A 23,949-nucleotide genomic window follows, 5' to 3' on the forward strand; every position below is an offset into this window, starting at 1 on the left:
GCCGTAGCACCGCCGGTTTCGGCCAGCGTCATGGTGATTGCAGCGGTCAGCGTGGTCTTGCCGTGGTCAACGTGGCCAATCGTGCCAATGTTAACGTGCGGCTTCGTGCGCTCAAATTTTTCTTTCGCCATCGGATTACTCCGTTTCTCTATTTCTTTTTGACTTCAAGAGGTTGGGGTCAGGCGTATTTCGCCTGAACCTCTTCGGCGACAGCCTGCGGCACCTGCTCGTAGTGATCGAACACCATCGAGTACTGTGCGCGGCCTTGGGACATGGAACGCAGGTTGTTCACGTAGCCAAACATGTTGGCCAGCGGGACCATTGCGGTGATGACCGTGACGATGCCCCGGTTCTCCGTGCCGGCGATCTGGCCGCGGCGGGAGTTCAGGTCACCAATCACATCACCCATGTAGTCTTCCGGGGTGACAACCTCGACCTTCATGATCGGCTCGAGCAGTTTCGGGCCGGCCTTCTGGATCGCTTCGCGGAAACCGGCACGGCCGGCGATTTCGAAGGCGAGCACGGAGGAGTCAACGTCGTGGTATGCACCGTCGATCAGGATTGCCTTGATGTCGAGCATCGGGAATCCAGCGATCGGACCGGAAGACATGACGCTTTCGATACCCTTGGTAACACCCGGGATGTATTCCTTCGGGACGTTACCGCCGACAATCTTGCTCTCGAAGACATAACCTTCGTTCGGCTCGGCCGGCTCGATGACCAGCTTGATGCGAGCGAACTGACCGGAACCACCAGACTGCTTCTTGTGGGTGTAATCCACTTCGGCCTGCTTGGTGATGGTTTCGCGGTAAGCCACCTGCGGTGCGCCGATGTTGGCTTCGACCTTGAATTCGCGCTTCATGCGGTCGACGATGATGTCCAGGTGCAGTTCGCCCATGCCGGCGATGATGGTCTGACCGGATTCTTCGTCGGTTTTGACGCGGAAGGACGGATCCTCGGCTGCCAGGCGGTTGAGCGCGAGGCCCATCTTTTCCTGGTCGCCCTTGGTCTTCGGCTCGACAGCGATCTCGATGACCGGCTCCGGGAATTCCATGCGCTCCAGGATCACCGGCTTCAGCGGATCACACAGGGTGTCGCCAGTGGTGGTGTCCTTGAGGCCCGCGATGGCCACGATGTCGCCTGCATAGGCAATATCGATGTCTTCACGGGAGTTGGAGTGCATCTGCATCATCCGGCCGACGCGCTCACGCTTGTCTTTCACGGTGTTGAGCAGGGACACGCCCTTGTTCAGAACACCGGAGTAGATGCGGCAGAACGTCAGGGAGCCGACGAACGGGTCGTTGGCAATCTTGAACGCCAGCAGGCCAAGCGGCTCTTCGTCGGAGGACTTGCGGGTGATTTCACCTTCGGTCTTCGGATCGATGCCTTTGATGGCCGGCACTTCGACCGGGCTCGGCAGGTAGTCGACAACGGCGTCGAGCAGCGGCTGAACGCCTTTGTTCTTGAATGCGGAACCGCAGAAAACCGGAACGAAGTCGTTGTTGATGGTGCCCTTGCGGATCAACTTCTTGATGGTTTCTATGGAGGGCTCTTCGCCTTCCAGGTAGGCTTCCATGGCGGCTTCGTCGACTTCGACAACGGTCTCGATCAGCGCGTCACGTGCTTCCTGAGCACGGTCGACCAGATCGGCCGGGATGTCGACGACGTCCCAGGCAGCGCCGAGGTTTTCGGACTGCCAGATGAGGGCCTTCATGTCCAGAAGATCGACAACACCGGCGAAGTCGTTCTCGGCACCAACGTTCAGCTGCATGACCAGCGGGGTGCAGCCGAGGCGTTTCTTGATCATCTCGACGCAGCGATCGAAATCGGCGCCGAGCTTGTCCATCTTGTTGACGAAGATCATCCGCGGGACGTTGTACTTGTCGGCCTGGCGCCAGACAGTCTCGGTCTGCGGCTCAACGCCGGCGTTTGCGTCCAGAAGGGCGACGGCACCGTCGAGCACGCGCAGGGAGCGTTCAACTTCAATGGTGAAGTCAACGTGGCCCGGGGTGTCGATGATGTTCAGGCGCTTTTCTTTCCAGAAAGCGGTGGTCGCAGCAGAGGTGATCGTGATGCCACGCTCCTGCTCCTGCTCCATCCAGTCCATGGTGGCTGCGCCGTCATGAACTTCGCCGATCTTGTGGCTCTTACCCGTGTAGTAGAGGATCCGCTCGGTGGTAGTGGTCTTACCTGCATCGATGTGAGCCATGATGCCGAAGTTGCGGTAGTCCTCGATTTTATGCGTGCGCGACATAGCGTCAGCCCTTCGAAGTCAAATTACCAGCGATAGTGCGAGAACGCGCGGTTGGCATCTGCCATCCGGTGCGTGTCTTCGCGCTTCTTAACTGCGGTACCACGGTTGTTGGCTGCATCGAGCAGCTCACCGGAGAGGCGATCAATCATGGTGGTTTCGTTGCGGTTGCGCGCGGCGGCGATCAACCAACGAATGGCCAGCGCCTGACGGCGGTCGGTCCGAACCTCAACCGGCACCTGGTAGGTGGCACCACCGACACGGCGGGAGCGCACTTCCACTTGCGGCATAACGTTCTCAAGAGCAGCGTGGAACACCTCGATCGGGTTCTCGCGAGCCTTGTTTTCGACGACATCGAAGGCACCGTAGACGATGCGTTCTGCTGCCGACTTCTTGCCGTCATACATGATCGAGTTCATGAACTTCGTGACGACAACATCCCCGAACTTCGGATCCGGGTTGATTTCGCGTTTTTCAGCGCGGTGACGACGGGACATCTGATGTGCTCCTTACTTCGGCCGCTTAGCGCCGTATTTCGAACGACGCTGCTTACGATCCTTGACGCCCTGGGTATCGAGCACACCACGGATGATGTGGTAGCGCACACCCGGCAAATCCTTGACGCGGCCGCCGCGGATCATCACCACCGAGTGTTCCTGAAGGTTGTGACCTTCACCCGGGATGTAGCCAATGACTTCGAAGCCGTTGGTCAGGCGGATCTTGGCCACCTTACGCAGAGCCGAGTTCGGCTTCTTCGGCGTCGTCGTGTAAACGCGGGTGCAAACACCACGCTTCTGCGGGCAGGCCTCCATGGCCGGCACCTTGTTCCGCTTCGGCGGATCTTTCCGCGGCTTGCGGATCAACTGGTTGATGGTCGGCATTCTGTGCCCTTTACCTTGTCCATCCAAAAATTCGTATGCAACTGCAGTCCCCGCCGATCCTGCAAGCCGTTTGGACATGCAAAATCGCGCCCGCGCGCTCATAGTGAGCGGCCGGCGCTGCGAAAAACCAGAGGACCACGAGTTACCCCGCGGTCATGCAATCGACGCGTATTCGCCTATGTAACCCGGCAGCGTTTAAGAGGATTGGGTCCTGCGCCTTGGTTAGCGCTGGACGGTTCACTCTTACCGCCTGCCCTTGGGATGCGCGGAAACTACTCATATGCACCCATTGCGTCAAGTGCTTTGTCGAAAAAACCGCGTTTCTGCGCCTTACCAATCGGCAAGGTCAATTTCCGGAATGTTTTCGAGGCTTTGCAGCCACAGGTGACGCGTTTGCGTGGGTATTTTTGTAATTTTCTTTCGCAGGCGATTCCCGTGCCTTGCCCGAATTCTGAATCAAGTCTGAATCCGTTGAGTCAAATTGAAGCAACTGCGCGATTTCGACAGTTGGAAAGACTCAGTCTCATCCTTGAAATCATGATGCGATTCCGAATTCGGCTGGTGCGGCTTCGCCTCGGCGACCCGCTCCATCGGCCGCCATACCGAAACTGCAGACCAGCCCCTCCCCCGGCGCGATGCTGCGTTGGGGCATTTCGGGATCGATTTACTCAGGTCAAGCGGTGAAAGTGACGATCGCGACATTGCCGGCCAGGGCGTCCTGGTAGGCACCTTCATAGACCGGGTCGTCCGGCTCCCCATCCATCACGCCGATCTGCTCGAGTTCGGCTTCGGCGAAGCCCTGCGAGGACAGCGATTCCAGCGTCCGGCGGACGGCGTCGTCCTCATCGGGCGCCATCAGCATCGCGTGGATGGTGATCGCGTCTTCCGGCGAAGCCTCTTCATTTTCCCAGACCCGGCCGATCACGATATAGACCACCGGATCCAGTTCGAGTTCGTTGTCGTTCATTGAACTGTCTTTCATGTTCACCCTGATACAAGAAAGGCCGCCCGGAGGCGGCCTTTCGATGTCTCGAAGTCGCGCCGGTTATTCGGCGGCTCCGGTCATGTCTTCCAGAAGACCTTCCGCGGCGCTGTCCGAAGACTGCTGACGCTGCGCTTCCTGGATCAGGTCGTCGCGATGCGTCGCGATCTTGCGGATCCGCTTCATCACCCCGCCGGTACCGGCCGGGATCAGGCGGCCGACAATGACGTTCTCCTTGAGGCCGACCAGCGGGTCGGTCTTGCCGTTGACCGCGGCGTCCGTAAGAACGCGGGTCGTCTCCTGGAAGGAGGCGGCGGAGAAGAACGAGCGTGTCTGCAGCGACGCCTTGGTGATGCCGAGCAGAACCGGAACACCCTTGGCCGGGTCCCGGGCCGCATCCACGGCCTTCTGGTTGGCTTCCTCGAAGTCGATCTTGTCGATCTGCTCACCGGAGAAGAACTCGGTGTCGCCCGGATCGGTAATCTCGATCTTCTGCAGCATCTGGCGGACAATCACTTCAATGTGCTTGTCGTTGATGGTCACGCCCTGCAGGCGGTAGACTTCCTGGATCTCGTTGACGAGGTAAGCGGCCAGCGCCTCCACGCCCTTTACGGCCAGGATGTCATGCGGGGCCGGGTTGCCGTCGAGGATATACTCACCCTTTTCGATAGCGTCGCCTTCCTGAAGATGGAAGTGCTTGCCTTTCGGGATCAGATATTCGACGGGCTCGACGCCCTCTTCCGCCGGCTCGATGATGATGCGGCGCTTGTTCTTGTAGTCGCGGCCGAAGCGGATCGTACCATCGATTTCGGCGATGATCGCGTGATCCTTCGGACGGCGGGCTTCGAACAGTTCCGCAACGCGCGGCAGACCACCGGTGATGTCCTTCGTCTTGGCGCTTTCCAGCGGAATACGCGCAAGCACGTCACCGGCCTTGACCGATGCACCCGGCTGAACCGAGAGAACCGCGTCCACCGACAGCATCAGGCGGGCATCGGAGCCACGGTCGGTCTTGGAAACCGCGCCCTTGGCGTCCTTGACCACGATGGCCGGCTTCAGGTCTGCGCCACGCTGCGAAGAGCGCCAGTCAATGACGATACGCTTGGTGATGCCGGTTGCCTCGTCGGCCGTTTCCTGCACGGACTGGCCGTCGACCAGGTCCTCGAAGTCCACGATACCATCGACTTCGGCCAGCATCGGACGGGTGTAGGGATCCCATTCCGCGATACGCTGGCCGCGTTTGACGGCGTCGCCCTCGTCGACATGCAGCTTGGAGCCGTAGGCAACACGGTGCACGGCGCGCTCGTTGCCGTCGCTGTCGATGACAACGATGGACATGTTGCGCACCATGGCAATCAGGTTGCCATCGCTGTCGCGGTTGACCGAACGGTTCCGGATCTTGACCGTGCCGTCGACGTTGGACTCGATGAACGAGCTGTCGACAACCTGTGCCGTACCACCGATGTGGAAGGTACGCATGGTCAGCTGGGTGCCCGGTTCACCGATGGACTGAGCCGCGATGACACCGACCGCTTCGCCCATGTTCACAGGCGTACCGCGGGCAAGGTCACGGCCGTAGCAGGTCGCGCAGACGCCGGTTTCGGTTTCACAGGTCAGAACCGAGCGGATCTTGACCTGCTGCACCTTGGCAGCCTCGATCGCCTCAACGTCCTTCTCGTCGATGAGCGTTCCCTTCGGAATGATCACTTCGCCGGTCTGGTTGTTGATGACGTCTTCCGCCGTGGTCCGGCCGAGAACGCGCATGCCCAGAGAGGCAATGACGTTACCGGCATCCACGATCGGCGCAACGGTGATGCCGCGGGTCGAGCCGCAATCCGGTTCCAGGATGATGGAGTCCTGGGCCACGTCCACCAGACGGCGGGTCAGGTAACCGGAGTTCGCGGTCTTCAGAGCGGTATCTGCCAGACCCTTACGGGCACCGTGGGTGGAGTTGAAGTACTCCAGAACCGACAGGCCTTCCTTGAAGTTCGAGATGATCGGGTTCTCGATGATGGAACCGTCCGGCTTGGCCATCAGGCCGCGCATGCCGGCCAGCTGCTTCATCTGCTGGGGTGAACCACGAGCACCGGAGTGGGACATCATGTAGACCGAGTTCATCGGCTTCTGGCGTCCGGTCTCCTCGTCGATCTGAACGGCCTTAATGCGGGCCATCATCTCGTCGGCGATCTTGTCGGTGCATTTCGCCCAGGCGTCGACAACCTTGTTGTACTTCTCACCCTGGGTGATCAGACCGTCATTGTACTGCTGCTCGTATTCGGTCGCGAGCGCCGAGGTCTCGGCCACCAGGTCGTGCTTGGTGTCCGGGATGACCATGTCGTCCATGCCGAAGGAAATGCCGGCGTTACAGGCATTCTTGAAGCCGAGCTGCATGATCCGGTCACAGAAGATGACCGTCTCCTTCTGACCGCAGGCACGGTAAACCGTGTCGATCATCTTGGAGATGTCCTTCTTGGTCATCAGCTTGTTGCAGGCATCGAAGGGCACTTCATGGTGCTTCGGCAGCAGTTCCGCGATCAGCATGCGGCCCGGTGTGGTCTCGAAGATCTCGGACGTCGGGTTGCCCTCGGAGTCAACAGACCGGAAACGTCCCTTGATCTTGGTGTGCAGCGTGATGACCTTGTTGGCCAGCGCGTGATGGATCTCGCCGATATCACTGAAGGCCATGCCTTCACCCGGCTCACCCTCTGCCATGATGGAGAGGTAATAGAGACCGAGAACGATGTCCTGCGACGGAACGATGATCGGGCCACCGTTGGCCGGATGCAGGATGTTGTTGGTCGACATCATCAGTGTACGCGCTTCGAGCTGGGCCTCCAGCGACAGCGGCACGTGAACAGCCATCTGGTCACCGTCGAAGTCGGCGTTGAAGGCCGAACAGACGAGCGGGTGCAGCTGGATGGCCTTGCCTTCGATCAGCGTCGGTTCGAAGGCCTGGATGCCAAGACGGTGCAGCGTCGGCGCGCGGTTCAGGAGAACCGGGTGCTCGCGGATGACCTCGTCAAGGATGTCCCAGACTTCCGGACGTTCCTTTTCGACCAGCTTCTTGGCCTGCTTGACCGTCGAGGAGAAGCCCTTGGCGTCAAGCCGCGAATAGATGAACGGCTTGAACAGCTCGAGCGCCATCTTCTTCGGCAGGCCGCACTGGTGCAGCTTCAGTTCCGGGCCCACGGTGATGACCGAACGGCCGGAATAGTCGACGCGCTTGCCGAGCAGGTTCTGACGGAAGCGGCCCTGCTTGCCTTTCAGCATGTCGGACAGCGACTTCAGAGGACGCTTGTTGGCACCGGTGATGACCCGGCCGCGGCGGCCGTTGTCGAACAGGGCGTCAACGGACTCCTGCAGCATGCGCTTTTCGTTCCGGATGATGATGTCCGGAGCGCGCAGTTCCATCAGGCGGCGCAGACGGTTGTTCCGGTTGATCACGCGGCGGTAGAGATCGTTCAGATCCGAGGTCGCGAACCGGCCGCCATCAAGCGGAACCAGCGGACGCAGATCCGGCGGGATCACCGGCACCACGGTCATGATCATCCATTCCGGGCGGTTGCCGGATTCCATGAAGGCTTCGATGACCTTCAGGCGCTTGGCCAGCTTCTTCGGCTTCAGCTCGGTGGTCGCCTCGGCGATTTCCTGGCGCAGCTTTTCAGATTCGCGTTCCAGATCCATGCTCATCAGGATCTCGCGGATCGCCTCGGCACCGATCATCGCGGTGAAGGCATCTTCGCCATACTCGTCCTGAGCGGCGATGAAGTCTTCTTCCGACAGAAGCTGATGCTGCTTGAGCGGGGTCAGGCCCGGCTCCAGAACCACGTAGTTCTCGAAATAGAGAACACGTTCCAGATCCTTCAGCGTCATGTCGAGCAGCAAACCGATGCGGCTCGGCAGGGACTTCAGGAACCAGATATGCGCGACCGGTGCAGCCAGCTCAATGTGGCCCATGCGCTCACGGCGAACCCGCGACAGGGTGACTTCAACGCCACACTTTTCGCAGATAACACCTTTGTATTTCATGCGCTTGTATTTGCCGCAAAGACATTCGTAGTCCTTGATCGGGCCAAAGATGCGCGCGCAGAACAGGCCGTCGCGTTCCGGCTTGAACGTGCGGTAGTTGATGGTCTCCGGCTTTTTGATTTCGCCGAAGGACCAGGACAAGATCTTTTCGGGGCTCGCCAGCGAGATCCGGATGTTGTCGAAGGTCTGTGCGGGAGCCTGCTGATTGAACAGGTTCATGACCTCATGATTCATGGTCCATCTCCTTCGATGCGCGGCCGGGAAACGGGCTGTTGCGCCCCTCCCCGTCACCGGCATTCCAAGTCATATTGGGTCCGTTACCGGGATTATTCTGCGGCGTCCGCAGTTTCTTCCTCGGCAATCGCGGGTGCGTCGGTACGTTGCAGTTCAACGTTGAGACCCAGGGACCGCATTTCCTTCACAAGCACGTTGAAGCTTTCCGGGATGCCCGCCTCGAACGTGTCGTCGCCGCGAACGATGGCCTCGTAGACCTTCGTACGGCCGGCCACGTCGTCCGACTTGACGGTGAGCATTTCCTGCAGCGTGTAGGCTGCACCGTAAGCTTCAAGCGCCCAGACCTCCATTTCACCGAAGCGCTGGCCACCGAACTGTGCCTTACCACCCAGCGGCTGCTGAGTGACAAGCGAGTACGGGCCGATCGAACGGGCATGGATCTTGTCGTCGACCAGGTGGTGGAGCTTCAGCATATAGATGTAGCCCACGGTCACCTTGCGGTCGAACTCTTCACCGGTCCGGCCGTCATAAAGGACGGACTGGCCGCTCGGATCGTAGCCGGCGATGTTCAGAGCCTCGACAACGTCGGGTTCACGGGCGCCGTCGAAGACCGGCGTCGCGATGGAGACACCCTTCTTCAGCTGCTCCGCCAGGCGCACGACGCCTTCGTCGTCGTATTCCTTGACGTTGTCGCCCTTCATGTTGTCGCCGTAGATCTCGACAATCTTGCCGCGCAGCTCTTCGATCTGGCCCGACTTCTTGTACTCTTCGTACATTTCGCCGATCCGGTTGCCCATGCCGCGGCAGGCCCAACCCAGGTGGGTTTCAAGGATCTGACCGACGTTCATGCGCGACGGAACGCCGAGCGGGTTCAACACGATGTCGACATGCGTGCCGTCTTCCAGGAACGGCATGTCTTCGCACGGGTTGATCTTGGAGACCACGCCCTTGTTGCCGTGACGGCCGGCCATCTTGTCGCCCGGCTGAAGCTTGCGCTTCACGGCAACGAAGACCTTGACCATCTTCATGACGCCCGGCGGCAGTTCGTCACCGCGCTGCAGTTTCTCGACCTTGTCGATGAAACGCTGCTCGAGACGCTTGCGGCTGTCGTCATACTGACCGCGCAGAGCTTCGATCTCGGACATGAACTTCTCGTCGTCGGTGGCGAACTGCCACCACTGCGAGCGCGGGAAGTCGTTCAGAACGTCCCCGGTCAGCACGGTGTCCTTCTTGAAGCCCTTCGGGCCGGCAACGGCGGTCTTGTCCATCAGCATCTCGGCCAGACGGCCATAGACGTTGCGGTCGAGGATCGCCTGTTCGTCGTCGCGGTCTTTTGCGAGACGTTCGATTTCCTCGCGCTCGATCGCCATCGCGCGCTCGTCTTTTTCAACGCCGTGGCGGTTGAAGACGCGCACTTCGACAACGGTGCCCGAAACCCCCGGCGGCAGGCGCAGGGAAGTGTCGCGAACGTCTGAGGCCTTCTCGCCGAAGATGGCGCGCAGAAGCTTTTCTTCCGGCGTCATCGGGCTCTCGCCCTTCGGCGTGATCTTGCCGACCAGGATATCGCCCGGGTTCAGCTCGGCGCCGATATAGACAATGCCGGCTTCGTCGAGGTTCTTCAGCGCTTCTTCCGAAACGTTCGGAATGTCGCGGGTGATTTCTTCCGGGCCGAGCTTGGTGTCACGCGCCATCACTTCGAATTCCTCGAGGTGAATGGAGGTGAAAACATCGTCGGAGACGATGCGCTCGGAAAGAAGGATGGAATCCTCGAAGTTGTAGCCGTTCCAGGGCATGAACGCGACGAGCACGTTCCGGCCGAGCGCCAGATCGCCGAGATCGGTCGACGGACCGTCGGCAATGATGTCGCCCTTGTGCACCCGGTCACCGACACGCACCAGCGGACGCTGGTTGATGCAGGTGTTCTGGTTGGAGCGCTGGAACTTCTGCAGCCGGTAGATGTCGACGCCGGACTTGCCCGGGTCGAGATCTTCGGTCGCCCGGATAACGATACGGGTCGCATCGACCTGGTCGACCACGCCTGCGCGGCGGGCGCCGATGGCAGCGCCGGAATCACGGGCCACGATCGGCTCCATGCCGGTGCCGACAAACGGGGCCTCGGCGCGCACCAGCGGCACGGCCTGACGCTGCATGTTCGAGCCCATCAGAGCGCGGTTGGCGTCATCGTTCTCAAGGAACGGGATCAGCGCCGCGGCGACGGAAACGAGCTGCTTCGGCGACACGTCCATGAGGTCGACCTTGTCGGACGGAACCATCATGTTTTCACCGGCGTGACGGCAGGTGATCAGCTCTTCGGTGAAGTGACCGGCGTCGTCATAGACGGCGTTGGACTGCGCCACATAGTGCTTGGCTTCTTCCATGGCCGACAGGTAGACGACGTCGTTGGTGACGACACCGTCCTTGACCTTCCGGTACGGGCTTTCGATGAAGCCGTATTTGTTCACACGGGCGAAGGTTGCCAGCGAGTTGATCAGACCGATGTTCGGGCCTTCCGGCGTTTCAATCGGGCAGATACGGCCGTAATGCGTCGGGTGAACGTCGCGGACTTCGAAGCCTGCGCGCTCACGAGTCAGACCACCCGGGCCAAGGGCCGACAGGCGGCGCTTGTGAGTGACTTCCGACAGCGGGTTGGTCTGGTCCATGAACTGCGACAGCTGCGAAGAGCCGAAGAATTCACGCACGGCAGCCGCGGCCGGTTTCGCGTTGATCAGGTCCTGCGGCATCACGGTGTCGATCTCGACGGAGCTCATGCGCTCCTTGATCGCCCGTTCCATGCGCAGCAGGCCGACGCGGTACTGGTTTTCCATCAGCTCGCCGACCGAACGCACACGGCGGTTGCCGAGGTTGTCGATGTCGTCGATGTCGCCCTTGCCGTCGCGCAGCTGCAGAAGCACGCGGATGACTTCCAGGATGTCTTCCTTGCGCAGAACCCGGACGGTGTCTTCGCACTCAACGTCGAGGCGCATGTTCATCTTCACGCGGCCGACCGCGGACAGATCGTAGCGCTCGTCGTCGAAGAACAGCGACTGGAACATCGCTTCGGCGGTGTCGATGGTGGGCGGTTCACCCGGACGCATCACGCGGTAGATGTCGAACAGCGCGTCCTCGCGGGACTCGTTCTTGTCGACAGCCAGCGTGTTGCGGATGTAGGGACCGGTGTTGACGTGGTCGATGTCGAGCATAGGCAGGTCGTGATAGCCACGGTCGACCAGCTCTTCCAGCAATTTGCCGGAGATTTCGTCGCCGGCTTCGGCATAGATCTCGCCGGACTTCGCATCGACGATGTCCTCGGCCAGATACTGGCCGTGCAGGTCTTCGTCGGTCACCTTCAGAGCGGTGACGCCCTTTTCCTCGAGCTGCTTGATGGTGCGCGCGGTGATCTTGCGGCCGCCTTCGATGACCACTTCGCCGCTGTCGGCGTCGATCAGGTCATAGGAAGCCTTGGTGCCCTTCAGACGGTTGCCGTCAAAAGGCATGCGCCAGGAACCGTCCTTCTGCCGGGTATAGTCGACCCGGTTGTAGAAGGTGTTCAGGATTTCCTCGCCGTCGAGGCCAAGCGCCATCAGCAGCGACGTTACCGGGATCTTGCGGCGGCGGTCGATACGCGCGTGGACGATGTCCTTGGCGTCGAACTCGATGTCCAGCCAGGAACCGCGATACGGGATCACGCGGGCGGCGAACAGCAGCTTGCCGGAAGAATGGGTCTTGCCCTTGTCATGGTCGAAGAACACGCCCGGGGAGCGGTGCATCTGGGAGACGATGACGCGCTCGGTGCCGTTGACGATGAAGGTGCCGTTGTCGGTCATGAACGGCATGTCGCCCATGTAGACATCCTGTTCCTTGATGTCCTTGACGGACTTGGCACCGGTGTCCTCGTCGACGTCAAACACGATCAGGCGCAGGGTGACCTTCAGCGGCGCGGCGAACGTCATGTCGCGCTGACGGCACTCGTCGACGTCGTATTTGGGGGCTTCAAATTCGTAGGAAACAAATTCCAGCAGGGACGTGCCTGCAAAATCGGAGATCGGAAACACGGACTGGAAGACCGCTTCAAGGCCTTCATTTTTGCGGCCGCCGCCCGGCATCTCGTCGACCTGCAGGAACTGGTCGTAGGATGCTTTTTGAACCTCGATGAGATTGGGCATTGCCGCGACATCGCGGATGGATCCGAAATATTTACGGACCTTTTTGCGACCGTTGAACGTTTGGGTCATTGTCGCTCCTCGTATCGGCCGGGTAACGGCTTCCCGAAACGCCCCTTGTCCAATCGGGCCTCTGCCCGGGCGCTTCGGAAAACCGTCCCCCTTCAGATCAACCTGCTTTTGTGACCTCACAAAAAAGCAGACGCGTTGATCGGTCTGTGGGGTCCAGGGCATGTCGGTCCATCGGGGACCGCAACTCCATGCCCTAGTGGGACGTTCGCCCCGGAAACGGGTCAGACCCGCCGGGGCAAGCAACGGTCCCGGCCAGGCCGGGACCGCCAAAGGCTTGAAAAGCCTTTATTACTTCAGCTCGACAGAAGCGCCGGCTTCTTCCAGCTTCTTCTTCAGCTCTTCAGCTTCGTCCTTGGAAACGCCTTCCTTGACAGCCTTCGGAGCGGACTCGACGAGTTCCTTAGCTTCCTTCAGGCCCAGGCCGGTGATGGCACGGACTTCCTTGATGACGTTGATTTTCTTGTCGCCAGCAGAAGCCAGAACAACGTCAAATTCGGTTTTCTCTTCAGCAGCAGCAGCAGCATCGCCAGCACCGCCAGCAACAGCAGCAACTGCGACCGGAGCAGCGGCGGAAACGCCCCACTTTTCTTCCAGGAGCTTGCTGAGTTCAGCAGCTTCCATGACGGTCAGTGCGGACAGTTCTTCTACGAGCTTTTCAAGATCAGCCATTTTCTTAGTACCTTAGTTCGAACCAGTATTGGTTACATCGAGACAGTGTGTTTGGACGCCTTATGCGGCCTCGTCCTTCTTGGCGTACGCGCCGAAGACACGGGCAAGCTGCCCGGCCGGTGCGGCGGTAACCTGAGCCATACGGGAAGCCGGGGTCTGAATCATGCCAACCAGTTTCGCACGCAGCTCATCGAGCGACGGCATGGTTGCCAGAGACTTGACCCCTTCCGGGTTCAGGTTGGTCGAGCCAAGAGCACCACCAAGGATTGCAAACTTGTCGTTTGCCTTGGCGAATTCGACGGCTGCTTTCGGTGCGGCTACCGGATCCTCGGAATAAACGAGAACGGTAGGGCCCTGAAACAGGTCGGAGATGTGCTCAAGGTCGGTGCCTTTGAGGGCGAGTTTCACAAGGCGGTTTTTTGCGACTCTCACAGAGCCGCCGGCTTCGCGCACGGATGCCCGCAATGCGGTCATCTGAGCAACCGAAAGACCTGCATAGTGCGCGACGACAACAACACCGGTATCACCCAGCACGTTGTTGAGAGACGTCACGAACTCGTGCTTTTCCGCTCTTTCCACTTGCCTTCTCCAGTTGATGGCGGGATCGCCATCGGTTTACCTTTGCCGCCTCGGCGGGTGGTCCCGAACCCGGAACCGCCTTTCAAGACGACGCTCAGGGTCCTGTCCCCTCACCCACACGCTTGACAAGCGCGCGGCAAGGTCTGGTTCGAACCTGGTTGCCCGCCGGCTCGGCGGAGAATTCGGTTCTCACCCATCTATGCAGGCCTAAATGCTTAAGCCGGTCACCCGGCACCTGCAGTCTCGGACAGGGCAACCCGGCGGCTGACCGCCGGGTCTATTCGGCCTTGCGGCCGAAATCTCAAAATCAATCCGGAAGCCCGGATTACTCGCCAGCGATGCTCGCGAGATCAACCTTCACGCCCGGGCCCATGGTGGAGGACACGGCGATGCGCTTCAGGTAGGAACCTTTTGCGCCGGTCGGCTTTGCCTTCTGGACGGCGTCGATCAGAGCCTTGACGTTCTGAGAGATCGCCTCTTCGGAGAAGGACACCTTGCCAACACCGGCATGAACGATACCGGCCTTTTCGACGCGGAACTGAACAGCGCCGCCCTTGGCGTCATTGACAGCTGCGGTCACGTCCGGCGTCACGGTGCCGACCTTCGGGTTCGGCATCAGGCCGCGGGGGCCGAGAACCTTACCGAGACGGCCGACCAGCGGCATCATGTCCGGGGTCGCGATGCAGCGATCGAAATCGATCTTGCCGCTCTGGACTTCTGCAACCAGCTCTTCCGCACCTACGATGTCGGCGCCGGCAGCCTTGGCTTCATCGGCCTTGTCGCCACGGGCAAACACGGCAACCTTGACGGTCTTGCCGGTGCCGTTCGGCAGGATGCACACGCCGCGGACCATCTGGTCTGCGTGACGCGGGTCAACACCGAGGTTGATCGCAACTTCAACGGTTTCGTCAAATTTGGTCTTGGAACGGCCCTTCACCATGCTGATGGCTTCGTCGAGGCCATAGAGCTTGTTGCGGTCGATGCCGTCGCGCGCTTCCTTGATACGCTTTCCAACCTTCGCCATGATCTTACCCCTTAACCTCGATGCCCATGGAACGGGCGGAGCCTTCGACCATCAGCATCGCTGCGTCGACGTCGTTGGCGTTCAGGTCCTTCATCTTGGCTTCCGCGATTTCCTTGACCTGGTCACGGGTCACGGAACCGACGGTGCCGCGGCCCGGGGTCTGGGAACCCTTCTGCAGCTTGGCGGCCTTCTTCAGGAAGAAGCTGACCGGAGCCGTCTTCACTTCGAACGTGAAGGACTTGTCGGAGTAATAGGTGATCACGGTCGGGCACGGTGCGCCCTTTTCAACATCCTGGGTCTGCGCGTTGAACGCCTTGCAGAATTCCATGATGTTCAGACCACGCTGACCGAGCGCCGGCCCGATGGGCGGCGACGGGGTCGCGGAACCTGCCGGCACCTGAAGCTTCAGGAAGCCTTCAATCTTTTTCGCCATGTGTCTCTCCATTCATTTGCAGACGAACGGCAATCCGCCTGCCTGGGAGGTGGTGGTCCGGCCCTTTCATGGGACCCGGCGATGAGCCCCGGAACCTTCCACCGCGATTATCCCGGCGCAGCCTCAATGGCCGCCACCAGGCACTCAAACCCGCCCGCAGGGGCGGCAAACAGTCAGAGCTTGTCGACCTGACCGAATTCCAGTTCCACCGGCGTCGCACGGCCAAAGATTGACACGGCCACCTTGAGACGCGCGCGCTCGTCGTCGACTTCCTCGACAAGGCCGGAGAAGGACGCGAACGGCCCATCGGACACCCGCACCTGCTCGCCAACCTCGAAGCTCACCGACGGCTTCGGCCGGTCCACGCCTTCCTGCACCTGATTGATGATGCGCATGGCTTCTTTTTCCGGGATCGGCATCGGCTTTTGATCCGCGCCCAGGAACCCGGTGACTTTCGGCGTGTCCTTGATCAGGTGAAACGCCTCATTGGTCATATCCATCTTCACCAGGACATAGCCCGGGAAGAACTTGCGCTCGGCATCGACCTTGCGGCCACGGCGCACTTCAACGACCTTTTCCATCGGAACGAGAATTTCCTCGAACAGATCGGACAAGCCTTTCTGCTCGGCCTTTTCGCGGATGGACTCGGCGACCTTCTTCTCGAAATTGGAATAGGCGTGCACAATGTACCAGCGCTTGGCCATGGATTTCAGTTCCGCTTCTTGTTCTTTGTCTTCAAACCGGACGGCGGCGAATGCCTAGCCGCCGACACCCAACAGATATCCGATCCCGAGGCCCATCAGCTGGTCCGCCACGAGAAAAAAGATCGAGGCGATCAGCACCATGACAAACACCATGACGGTGGTCACCGCGGTTTCCTTGCGCGTCGGCCACGTCACCTTGGACGTTTCAGCGCGCACTTCCTGGATGAATTTAAAGGGATTGGTCTTTGCCATTCCGATTCCGGTCTTCTAAATACGAGCGGGCGCGCGAAAATTCTTCGCGCGCCTCACTCGAGGAAACTCTTTAAGCCCTCGAGGCAGATTAATCAAGAGCAAAATGGCAGGGGCAGCAGGGTTCGAACCCGCGACCTACGGTTTTGGAGACCGTCGCTCTACCAGCTGAGCTATACCCCTTCAAGAGACCCGCGTCAGCGGGTCGGCTCCTGATACCCCCATAAGCCGCACATCGCAAGACTTAAGAGGTGGGACTGCCGAGCACAAGCCCGGCAGCCCGAAATCATCTTATTCGATGATGGATGCGACGACGCCGGCGCCGACGGTACGGCCACCTTCGCGGATCGCGAAGCGCAGGCCTTCTTCCATGGCGATCGGCACGATCAGTTCAACGTCAACAGAGACGTTGTCGCCCGGCATCACCATTTCCGTGCCTTCCGGCAGGGACACCACACCGGTCACGTCCGTGGTGCGGAAGTAGAACTGCGGGCGGTAGTTGGTGAAGAACGGGGTGTGACGGCCACCTTCTTCCTTGGTGAGGATGTAAGCCTCTGCCTTGAACTTCGTGTGCGGGGTCACAGAACCCGGCTTACACAGAACCTGGCCACGCTCAACTTCTTCACGGCCGACGCCGCGGATCAGGGCGCCGATGTTGTCGCCGGCTTCACCGCTGTCCAGCAGCTTGCGGAACATTTCAACGCCGGTCACGGTCGTCTTGGTGGTGTCCTTGATGCCGACGATTTCGACTTCTTCACCAACCTTCACGATGCCACGCTCGACACGGCCGGTCACGACGGTGCCGCGGCCGGAAATCGAGAACACGTCTTCGATCGGCATCAGGAACGGCAGGTCCTTCGGACGCTCCGGGGTCGGGATGTAGGCGTCGACCTGAGCCATCAGCTCGCGGATCGCGTCACGGCCGATGGCCGGATCGCGGTTCTCGACGGCGGCCAGAGCCGAACCCTTGACGATCGGAATGTCGTCGCCCGGGAATTCGTAGGAAGACAGCAGCTCGCGGATTTCCATTTCGACCAGCTCGAGCAGCTCCTCATCGTCGACCTGGTCGACTTTGTTCATGAAGACAACCAGAGCCGGAACGCCAACCTGGCGGGCCAGCAGGATGTGCTCGCGGGTCTGCGGCATCGGGCCGTCAGCTGCGGAACAGACCAGGATCGCGCCGTCCATCTGGGCAGCACCGGTGATCATGTTCTTCACGTAGTCGGCGTGGCCAGGGCAGTCGACGTGAGCGTAGTGACGGTTTTCCGTCTCGTACTCAACGTGTGCCGTGGAGATGGTGATGCCGCGTGCCTTTTCTTCCGGCGCGCCGTCGATCTCATCATAAGCCTTCGCCGTAGCACCGCCGGTTTCGGCCAGCGTCATGGTGATTGCAGCGGTCAGCGTGGTCTTGCCGTGGTCAACGTGGCCAATCGTGCCAATGTTAACGTGCGGCTTCGTGCGCTCAAATTTTTCCTTCGCCATCGGCGTCGCTCTCTATCCAATACTCAGTTCGGTCGATACGGGTCGAGGCGGGCCGCAATCCGGCGTCTTGGACAGATCCGCGAACGACGAACTACTTCCCGTAGAACTTTTCAGGATTTCCGGGCGAAAGAGCCTTCCGTTCCGGACACTCCGATCAGCACCCATGATGGAGCGGGTGAAGGGAATCGAACCCTCGTCGTCAGCTTGGAAGGCTGCTGCTCTACCATTGAGCTACACCCGCACAACGAGAGAACCAGGAACGATGGTGGAGGAGGTTGGATTCGAACCAACGTAGGCATAGCCAACGGATTTACAGTCCGTCCCCTTTAGCCACTCGGGCACTCCTCCATCTCGTCCTGCTTCACGCCGAAGCGATCAGGATGGCTTAACCGGAGAGCCCGCCCGGAAGGGGCGAGCAATCCCGTGGCGCGTGTTATGCAGATGCGGACCTGCCCTGTCAACGCCGATTTTGCAAAGAAATGAACAAAATCAGCAAGGCGCTCGAAACACCCGCTCCGAACGCTTCCGATTGCACCGGGCAACCTCGAGATCAGACTGCCCTCATTAACCGTCGATGTCACGGTTTCCCTACGTTCTCCGCAAATTCCCGTCGCCAACGCCCCAGCCTGTGGACAACTTCAAGGACCCAACAGAGGAATAAGGGCCTTGCGCAAAGCCGCGGTGTTTTCCCTCAGCGCCGCACATTACAACGTGAATCCAACTCTCCTTCGCTTGCCGGGATTCTCTATTTGTTGTATCTACAACACATGACATCCGAACTCGACGACATCGACTTTCTGCATATGGGGCGAACGTGCCTTGGCCACGCGGCCCGGCGCACCGCCAATCTGCTGACCCGACATTATAACCGGCACATGGCCGCGCTTGGGCTGGAACTGACCCAGGCCCAGTTGCTCGCCGCCATTGCCGACGGCTCCGCCGCTTCAGCGGCCGAGATTGCCCGCTTCCTCGGCATCGACCGTTCCACCCTCGCCCGCAACCTGAAACCGCTTGAGGCCGCCGGCCTGATCGCGCGCCGGCAGGTCGGCGGCCGCACGGTCCTGCCCGTGCTCACGCCCGAGGGCGAGGAAAAGGTCGTCGAGATCCACAAGACCTGGCTGAAAGCGCAAGGAGAAGTCAGTGCCCTGCTCGGCCCCGACGGCGCCGACGCGGTCCGCGCCCACATGTCCGCCCTGCGCAAGGCCGTGCATATTCTGGAGGACAGTGCTCCTGAAAACCGCGCCCCGGAAATCGCGGCGGGCGTCCCCCCATCCAAAACCAATTCCTGAAACACCCACCCTCTTAAAGGGACCATTGTTATGAGCGACACCGACACGATCAACCTGGACGGCAAGACCCACACGCTGGGAGCCCTGCCGAAAAAGGCCTTTCACGAGATGACCGGCCTCGATATTTTCGAGCGCATGATGGCCGGCGAATTGCCTGCGCCGCCGATCATGGTGCATTCCAATATTCGCATGAAGGAATTTTCCGATGGCCGGGCGGTCTTCACCGGCCAGCCGGCCAAGGAATTCCTCAACCCGCTCGGCACGGTCCATGGCGGCTGGATCTCCACCCTGATCGACACGGCCCTGTCCTGCGCGGTCCATACGACCCTGAAACCGGGTGAGTTCTATACGACCACGTCGCTGACCGTGAACATGGTCCGCCCGCTGATGCCAACCAGCGGCGAGGTCATCTGCGAAGGCCGCATCGTCCACCGCGGCTCGCGCCTGGCGACCTCCGAGGGCGACCTGAAGGATTCAAACGGCAAGCTGATCGCGCATGGAACCGTCAGCTGCATGATCCTGAAGCCGTCCTGAGACCATATTTGTATCCAGACGCGGGCGACCTCTTTTCCTTTTGCCGGAATACCGGTAGAGCTGCGGCATGAGTGACGACAGAAAACCCTTCCGCGCCGGCGGCAAGCCCGGCTTTCGTGGCAACAAGAAATTTGCCGGCAAGCCGGCGCCGCGCCGGCCCGGCCTGCCGCCGGAAGGCCCGGTGCTGCTGTATGGCCTGCACACCGTGGAAGCGGCCTTTGCCAACAAGGACCGCAAGCGGCTGAAACTGTTTGCGACTGAAAACGCGTTGCGCCGCCTCGAAGAGCGCGGCGTCAAGATTGACGTGCCGGTCGAAAACATGATGCCGCGCGCGCTTGACCGCATGGTCACCAAGGACGCCGTGCACCAGGGCATGATCCTGGAAGCCGATCCCCTGCCCGCCTATGGCCCGGAGCATCTGAAAGGCGCCCGCCTCATTCTGGCGCTCGATCAGGTCACCGATCCGCACAATGTCGGCGCCATCCTGCGCTCCGCCGTCGCGCTCGATGCCGACGCGGTCGTCACCACCGAGCGCCATGCGCCGGAAGAAGGTTCGGTGCTTGCCAAGTCCGCCTCTGGCGCGCTCGACATGATCAAGCATGTGCGGGTGAAGAACATGGGCCGCTTTGTTGCGGAGATGAAGGATCAGGGCTTTGGCTGCATCGCGCTCGACAGCGATGGGCCGGCGAGCCTGGAAGAGACGCCCTTTACGGAAAAGACCGTGCTGGTGCTCGGCTCGGAAGGCAAGGGCGTGCGCCAGGGCGTGCGCGAGGCCTGCGGGCTGACCGCAAGGCTCGACATGCCCGGCGAGATACGCTCCCTCAACGTTTCCAATGCCGCCGTGCTGTCGCTTTATGTGGCGCGGATGAAAATGGGGCTTTGAGGGACCGGAATAAGAGCTTCAAGACCGGTTCCAGCTTTGTCTCAGTTTCAAGACAGCAAACAACCCGGCCGCAAAAAACAATGAAGCTCCAAGGAAATTCCCATAAGGATCCGGCACAACTACAGAAACAAGCAGTGAGACTACAGCGCTGGCCAATACAATCGCCAGAAATCCAACAAAGCTGACGAATTCGGCAGATTGCTTTCATCCAATTTCTCGCCCTCCAATTTGTCCCTTCGTTGCGCAAGTTCCAATTTAGGTCCGATGTCGGCCCTGGACGCTAAACCATTGCATTGTTACTGAAGTCGCTTCACTTTTTCATACACTTCCTCAGCTAACAGCCGTGTCGCGAATATCACTCCTGAAAGATTCCGCGCGTGTCAAACACGGGGCCAGCAACAGGCTGAGGCCGACGGTCGGGGCCAGCACCATCAGCGCCGCGCGGATCCCGAAGGCATCCGCCAGCGGCCCGATCAGGAGCGGGCCGATCAGAAACCCGAGCAGCGCCACGAAGGACAGCACGGCGACATTGGCGGCCGGGCTGCTGCCCGGCGCGGCGGAGGCCGCGGTCACGCCAAGCGGAAAGGCGAGCGCCGCACCGCAGCCCAGAATGCCGAGACCGGCAAGCGCCACCGGCACCGACGGCGCCAGCCAGATCAACAACAGGCCGGTGAGCCCGACCAGCGCCAGTCCCTGCCCAAGACGGCCCGAGTTCGTCACCTGACGCAGCCGGTCGCCGAGGAGCCGGGTCGAGGCCAGGCACAGCGAGAAAATCGAGATGCCGAGACCGGCAAGCCCGGGATGAGCGGCGAAGACATCGCGCAGGTAAACCGCGGCCCAGTCGGCAACCGCGCCTTCCACCAGCGTGGTGCCGAAGGTGAAGACACAGACCCCGAGCAGAAGGGGATGCGGCAAACTTGAGCCTCGCCCTCCCTCCGGTTTCACGGGCGCCCCTTCCGGAACAGGCAACCGGAGGGTCGCGGGTAGAACCAGGGTCTGGACAAAGAGAGCGATGACGATCCCCGCGTGAAGCGGCTCCAATCCGAGGCCGGCAACCGCGGCTCCGATCAGCGTTCCGGACAGCAGGCCGAAACTCCAGCAGCCATGCGCCCGGCTCATGATCTTGTGGCGTGTGCGGGTCTCGTATTCGTCCGCCAGGACATTGAAGCCGAGTTCCAACACCGACATGGAACATCCGACCAGCGCAAGCGCTCCCATCAGCCACCACTCGGACGGCGCCAGGAACGGCAGCAGCATCGCCAGCAGAAAGAGCGGGTAGAACATCAGCGTGATCCGCCGTGCCCCGAGCCATGTGGCCAGCTTTCCGGCCACAAGCAACGTCGTCAGCGTGCCGGCCGGCAACCCGATCAGGGCCAGGGCCAGCGCGCTGTTGCTGAGGTCCAAAGCAGTCTGCACCCCCGGAATATGCGGCAACCAGGCTCCGAGGGCGATCGGCTGCAGATAAAAGATCAGGCAGATGCGTTGCGCTTCGGTCATTCGGGATGGATCCAGGGAGGCACGACAACGAACGCGCTCAGACATCGGGAACAAATAAAATGAGGGGGTGGATCCGGAAAGGGATTGGCACTCCGGTTCCGTGAACACCCACTTGGAAGAATGTTGCGTTACTCTACTGACACGCTTTGTCTGACATTTTCAAGACCGGTTGGTGTCGCCGTCGCTGGGCACCGCCCTAGTGAAGTTGGAGTTTTGTACTCAGACAAGGCATTGCCCCTCCATTGTCATCCCGGCCGCAACGAAGCGGAGAGCCGGGACCCGATAAACCATGAAGGTCCATATTGCCGCGTCCCTCGCGACACGGCGTACTGGATCCCGGCCTTGCCGCTGGCGGGCCTAACCGGGATGACAACTGAAGCGGTTTCCAGAAGATAGAAGTTCAACGCCCCATCGGCGGCGGCCCCTTGCGGCTCTGGGCCGGTCCCTCGTAAGGCGTGAAGGTTTTCAGGCCCGACACATCGAAGCCTCTGGGGCAGCCATCGGCGATCCTGTCGTAATATATCGCCCGGCCGCGAATAGCCCGGCTGCGGTCGGCCTCGAAGAACAGACCGTAACAGGCCTTGTTGCAATAAAAGAGCGCCCCTTCCTCCGCGCGGACCTTGCGGGTCCGGCCCTCGGTCAGAAGAAGCTGCTCGCCCTGAAGCACCCCGGTCATCACATGGCAGACATCGCCGCCATAGGCGCGTCGGCTCGAGTCCTCGATGGCAAAGCGGATCGGGATGCCGGTGATCTCCTTGCCCGTGCGGTCCTGCCGGTGAAACCAGCGGTCGCGGGCAAAATGCTGCGGCCGGCCGGAAAGGCAATTGAGAACGTCCCAGCTTGAGGTGGTTTTGACATTGTAGAAATACTGTCCCGAGGCGTCCTTCATGCCCCGGCACGGGTCGAGGTCTTTTTCGACCGCATTTTTCTTGTCGAACCAGCCAAGCGCCAGGATCGGAAACCCGTCCATGGCATAGCCGATCGGTTTCTTGTCCTGCTCCACCCAGTCCGGCCCCAGATCCTCGATCAGGCATTTGGGCGCGATGTGATAGTGATAGTCGTCGCCGCGCCCGGCATGCCCGCCGCAGACATCGAGTTCTCCCGCCTCGAAGGCGCTCGGCCGCTTGCCCGTGTTCCGGTCGGCCGGGCCCTGCGTGCTCGGATCGAAGATCGGCACGCCGTTGACGGCAACGCCGACCGGCCCCGCATCGGTGCGGGTCGGCCGTCCGGCCAGCTCCGGTTTCAACAGGATCTCGAACTCGTAATTGTGCAGGGCCGGGAACTGCTGATTGGTCGCCGTGATGCCGCGCATCATCGGGTCCTTCGGATCCGGCAGGCCATGGGAGAAAAACCGTGCCCGGCCGCGCTCGCAGGAGACCTTGGCAACCTCGTCCGTGTAACAGGCCTGATCGCATGTGCAGACGGTGATGTCATGGGCATGGGCCGCCAGGAGCCCTCCCCCGAAAACCGCAGCCAGCAATGCTGCTAGCCCGGCCAATCTGATAATGCGCATCACCCATCCTCCTCAGGTCCTCCCGGCTTACCATGTCTTCGAGAGTGAGAGGACCCTTTCGGAAGGAAACACAACCCCAAATGCGTCCTCCCGGACGCAGCGCAGCGGAGATCCGGGATCGGAGAGCCAAGGCCCGTCGGTTTTGCCTTTCAAACGACCACGAAAGTTCGGAACTCCCCGGTCCCGGCTCGCGCTGCGCTTGGCCGGGAAGACGCGTTTGAGGTTTGCCCCATCACTGGTCCGCGATTATCCACAGCGGCCAGGCCGTTTAGATCGAAGATTGAAGGGTTTAGGGGATTTTCCGGAATCGGATCCTAAAAAATGAAAACCGGGCATGGACAAGCGCGCCCAATCTGGTAGAAGCCATTCCCGGCGCCGGTATAGCTCAGCTGGTAGAGCACGTGATTTGTAATCTCGGGGTCGCGGGTTCGAATCCTGCTGCCGGCACCAGTTTTCCCCACATACATTCCGATCGTTCGGGCCT

The 23,949-nt window shown here is 60.6% G+C and carries 19 protein-coding genes and 4 tRNA genes; 4 read left to right on the top strand and 19 right to left on the bottom strand.

Features of this window, described 5'->3' with window-relative positions; genetic code table 11:
* The 17 genes from M0H32_RS20085 to M0H32_RS20165 form a co-directional block, all read right to left on the bottom strand.
* The coding region (locus M0H32_RS20085) for a GTP-binding protein (RefSeq protein ID WP_248157256.1) at nt 1-131 on the bottom strand (131 nt) is incomplete at its 3' end.
* 47 nt (nt 132-178) lie between these two features.
* The gene (gene fusA, locus M0H32_RS20090) at nt 179-2,254 is read right to left on the bottom strand and encodes an elongation factor G (protein WP_248157076.1); all 2,076 of its coding nucleotides are present in this window, start codon (nt 2,252-2,254) and stop codon (nt 179-181) included.
* Nucleotides 2,255-2,277: 23 nt separating this feature from the next.
* Nucleotides 2,278-2,748 (bottom strand): 30S ribosomal protein S7, encoded by a 471-nt coding sequence (rpsG, locus tag M0H32_RS20095; RefSeq protein WP_248157077.1) that lies wholly within the window; start codon nt 2,746-2,748, stop codon nt 2,278-2,280.
* 12 nt (nt 2,749-2,760) lie between these two features.
* Nucleotides 2,761-3,132, bottom strand: a complete 372-nt coding sequence (gene rpsL / locus M0H32_RS20100) for a 30S ribosomal protein S12 (protein WP_006936459.1) — start codon at nt 3,130-3,132, stop codon at nt 2,761-2,763.
* A 673-nt stretch (nt 3,133-3,805) separates the two neighbouring features.
* Nucleotides 3,806-4,099, bottom strand: a complete 294-nt coding sequence (locus M0H32_RS20105) for a regulator (protein ID WP_248157078.1) — start codon at nt 4,097-4,099, stop codon at nt 3,806-3,808.
* A gap of 78 nt (nt 4,100-4,177) precedes the next feature.
* Nucleotides 4,178-8,377 carry a DNA-directed RNA polymerase subunit beta' gene (gene rpoC, locus M0H32_RS20110; protein ID WP_248157080.1) on the bottom strand — a complete coding sequence of 1,400 codons (4,200 nt, stop codon included), beginning with the start codon at nt 8,375-8,377 and terminating at the stop codon, nt 4,178-4,180.
* 92 nt (nt 8,378-8,469) lie between these two features.
* The gene (rpoB, locus tag M0H32_RS20115; RefSeq protein ID WP_248157082.1) at nt 8,470-12,609 is read right to left on the bottom strand and encodes a DNA-directed RNA polymerase subunit beta; all 4,140 of its coding nucleotides are present in this window, start codon (nt 12,607-12,609) and stop codon (nt 8,470-8,472) included.
* A gap of 288 nt (nt 12,610-12,897) precedes the next feature.
* Entirely contained in the window at nt 12,898-13,278 is a 381-nt protein-coding gene (rplL, locus tag M0H32_RS20120; RefSeq protein ID WP_248157083.1) for a 50S ribosomal protein L7/L12, read from the bottom strand.
* Between the two features lie 60 nt (nt 13,279-13,338).
* A complete protein-coding gene (gene rplJ, locus M0H32_RS20125) occupies nt 13,339-13,857 on the bottom strand; it encodes a 50S ribosomal protein L10 (RefSeq protein ID WP_248157084.1) in 519 nt (172 codons plus the stop codon).
* A 325-nt stretch (nt 13,858-14,182) separates the two neighbouring features.
* A complete protein-coding gene (gene rplA, locus M0H32_RS20130) occupies nt 14,183-14,881 on the bottom strand; it encodes a 50S ribosomal protein L1 (RefSeq protein ID WP_248157086.1) in 699 nt (232 codons plus the stop codon).
* Between the two features lie 4 nt (nt 14,882-14,885).
* Complete coding sequence (rplK, locus tag M0H32_RS20135; protein ID WP_248157089.1) at nt 14,886-15,314, bottom strand: 50S ribosomal protein L11; 429 nt, start codon at nt 15,312-15,314, stop codon at nt 14,886-14,888.
* Nucleotides 15,315-15,487: 173 nt separating this feature from the next.
* The gene (nusG, locus tag M0H32_RS20140) at nt 15,488-16,018 is read right to left on the bottom strand and encodes a transcription termination/antitermination protein NusG (RefSeq protein ID WP_141186201.1); all 531 of its coding nucleotides are present in this window, start codon (nt 16,016-16,018) and stop codon (nt 15,488-15,490) included.
* Between the two features lie 54 nt (nt 16,019-16,072).
* Complete coding sequence (gene secE / locus M0H32_RS20145) at nt 16,073-16,270, bottom strand: preprotein translocase subunit SecE (protein ID WP_248157091.1); 198 nt, start codon at nt 16,268-16,270, stop codon at nt 16,073-16,075.
* A 104-nt stretch (nt 16,271-16,374) separates the two neighbouring features.
* Nucleotides 16,375-16,450 (bottom strand) — tRNA-Trp (locus tag M0H32_RS20150).
* Nucleotides 16,451-16,558: 108 nt separating this feature from the next.
* On the bottom strand, nt 16,559-17,749 hold the full coding sequence (gene tuf / locus M0H32_RS20155) for an elongation factor Tu (RefSeq protein ID WP_248157093.1): 1,191 nt from the start codon (nt 17,747-17,749) through the stop codon (nt 16,559-16,561).
* A 167-nt stretch (nt 17,750-17,916) separates the two neighbouring features.
* A tRNA-Gly gene (locus M0H32_RS20160) sits at nt 17,917-17,990 on the bottom strand.
* Between the two features lie 22 nt (nt 17,991-18,012).
* A tRNA-Tyr gene (locus tag M0H32_RS20165) sits at nt 18,013-18,097 on the bottom strand.
* 419 nt (nt 18,098-18,516) lie between these two features.
* Between M0H32_RS20165 and M0H32_RS20170 the strand changes: the two genes are divergently transcribed.
* The 3 genes from M0H32_RS20170 to M0H32_RS20180 all read left to right on the top strand — a co-directional run bounded on the left by M0H32_RS20170 (nt 18,517) and on the right by M0H32_RS20180 (nt 20,455).
* On the top strand, nt 18,517-19,038 hold the full coding sequence (locus tag M0H32_RS20170) for a MarR family winged helix-turn-helix transcriptional regulator (RefSeq protein ID WP_248157095.1): 522 nt from the start codon (nt 18,517-18,519) through the stop codon (nt 19,036-19,038).
* 30 nt (nt 19,039-19,068) lie between these two features.
* On the top strand, nt 19,069-19,572 hold the full coding sequence (locus M0H32_RS20175; RefSeq protein WP_248157097.1) for a PaaI family thioesterase: 504 nt from the start codon (nt 19,069-19,071) through the stop codon (nt 19,570-19,572).
* Nucleotides 19,573-19,639: 67 nt separating this feature from the next.
* A complete protein-coding gene (locus tag M0H32_RS20180; protein ID WP_248157099.1) occupies nt 19,640-20,455 on the top strand; it encodes a TrmH family RNA methyltransferase in 816 nt (271 codons plus the stop codon).
* A 330-nt stretch (nt 20,456-20,785) separates the two neighbouring features.
* Here M0H32_RS20180 and M0H32_RS20185 read toward each other — a convergent pair whose 3' ends face one another.
* Nucleotides 20,786-21,952, bottom strand: a complete 1,167-nt coding sequence (locus M0H32_RS20185) for an MFS transporter (protein WP_248157101.1) — start codon at nt 21,950-21,952, stop codon at nt 20,786-20,788.
* A 400-nt stretch (nt 21,953-22,352) separates the two neighbouring features.
* Nucleotides 22,353-23,465 carry a YHYH protein gene (locus tag M0H32_RS20190; protein WP_248157102.1) on the bottom strand — a complete coding sequence of 371 codons (1,113 nt, stop codon included), beginning with the start codon at nt 23,463-23,465 and terminating at the stop codon, nt 22,353-22,355.
* A 374-nt stretch (nt 23,466-23,839) separates the two neighbouring features.
* On the opposite strand from M0H32_RS20190, the gene M0H32_RS20195 reads away from it, so the two are divergent.
* Nucleotides 23,840-23,915, top strand: a tRNA-Thr gene (locus tag M0H32_RS20195).
* The last annotated feature ends 34 nt before the right edge of the window (nt 23,916-23,949 follow it).

This window comes from Roseibium sediminicola (assembly GCF_023156505.1).
Lineage (GTDB): Bacteria > Pseudomonadota > Alphaproteobacteria > Rhizobiales > Stappiaceae > Roseibium > Roseibium sediminicola.

Coding starts and splice junctions, on each gene's coding strand:
- fusA (WP_248157076.1), bottom strand. CDS start 2,254: ATGTCGCGCACGCATAAAATCGAGGACTACCGCAACTTCGGCATCATG.
- rpsG (WP_248157077.1), bottom strand. CDS start 2,748: ATGTCCCGTCGTCACCGCGCTGAAAAACGCGAAATCAACCCGGATCCG.
- rpsL (WP_006936459.1), bottom strand. CDS start 3,132: ATGCCGACCATCAACCAGTTGATCCGCAAGCCGCGGAAAGATCCGCCG.
- M0H32_RS20105 (WP_248157078.1), bottom strand. CDS start 4,099: ATGAACGACAACGAACTCGAACTGGATCCGGTGGTCTATATCGTGATC.
- rpoC (WP_248157080.1), bottom strand. CDS start 8,377: ATGAATCATGAGGTCATGAACCTGTTCAATCAGCAGGCTCCCGCACAG.
- rpoB (WP_248157082.1), bottom strand. CDS start 12,609: ATGACCCAAACGTTCAACGGTCGCAAAAAGGTCCGTAAATATTTCGGA.
- rplL (WP_248157083.1), bottom strand. CDS start 13,278: ATGGCTGATCTTGAAAAGCTCGTAGAAGAACTGTCCGCACTGACCGTC.
- rplA (WP_248157086.1), bottom strand. CDS start 14,881: ATGGCGAAGGTTGGAAAGCGTATCAAGGAAGCGCGCGACGGCATCGAC.
- rplK (WP_248157089.1), bottom strand. CDS start 15,314: ATGGCGAAAAAGATTGAAGGCTTCCTGAAGCTTCAGGTGCCGGCAGGT.
- nusG (WP_141186201.1), bottom strand. CDS start 16,018: ATGGCCAAGCGCTGGTACATTGTGCACGCCTATTCCAATTTCGAGAAG.
- secE (WP_248157091.1), bottom strand. CDS start 16,270: ATGGCAAAGACCAATCCCTTTAAATTCATCCAGGAAGTGCGCGCTGAA.
- tuf (WP_248157093.1), bottom strand. CDS start 17,749: ATGGCGAAGGAAAAATTTGAGCGCACGAAGCCGCACGTTAACATTGGC.
- M0H32_RS20170 (WP_248157095.1), top strand. CDS start 18,517: ATGACATCCGAACTCGACGACATCGACTTTCTGCATATGGGGCGAACG.
- M0H32_RS20175 (WP_248157097.1), top strand. CDS start 19,069: ATGAGCGACACCGACACGATCAACCTGGACGGCAAGACCCACACGCTG.
- M0H32_RS20180 (WP_248157099.1), top strand. CDS start 19,640: ATGAGTGACGACAGAAAACCCTTCCGCGCCGGCGGCAAGCCCGGCTTT.
- M0H32_RS20185 (WP_248157101.1), bottom strand. CDS start 21,952: ATGACCGAAGCGCAACGCATCTGCCTGATCTTTTATCTGCAGCCGATC.
- M0H32_RS20190 (WP_248157102.1), bottom strand. CDS start 23,465: ATGCGCATTATCAGATTGGCCGGGCTAGCAGCATTGCTGGCTGCGGTT.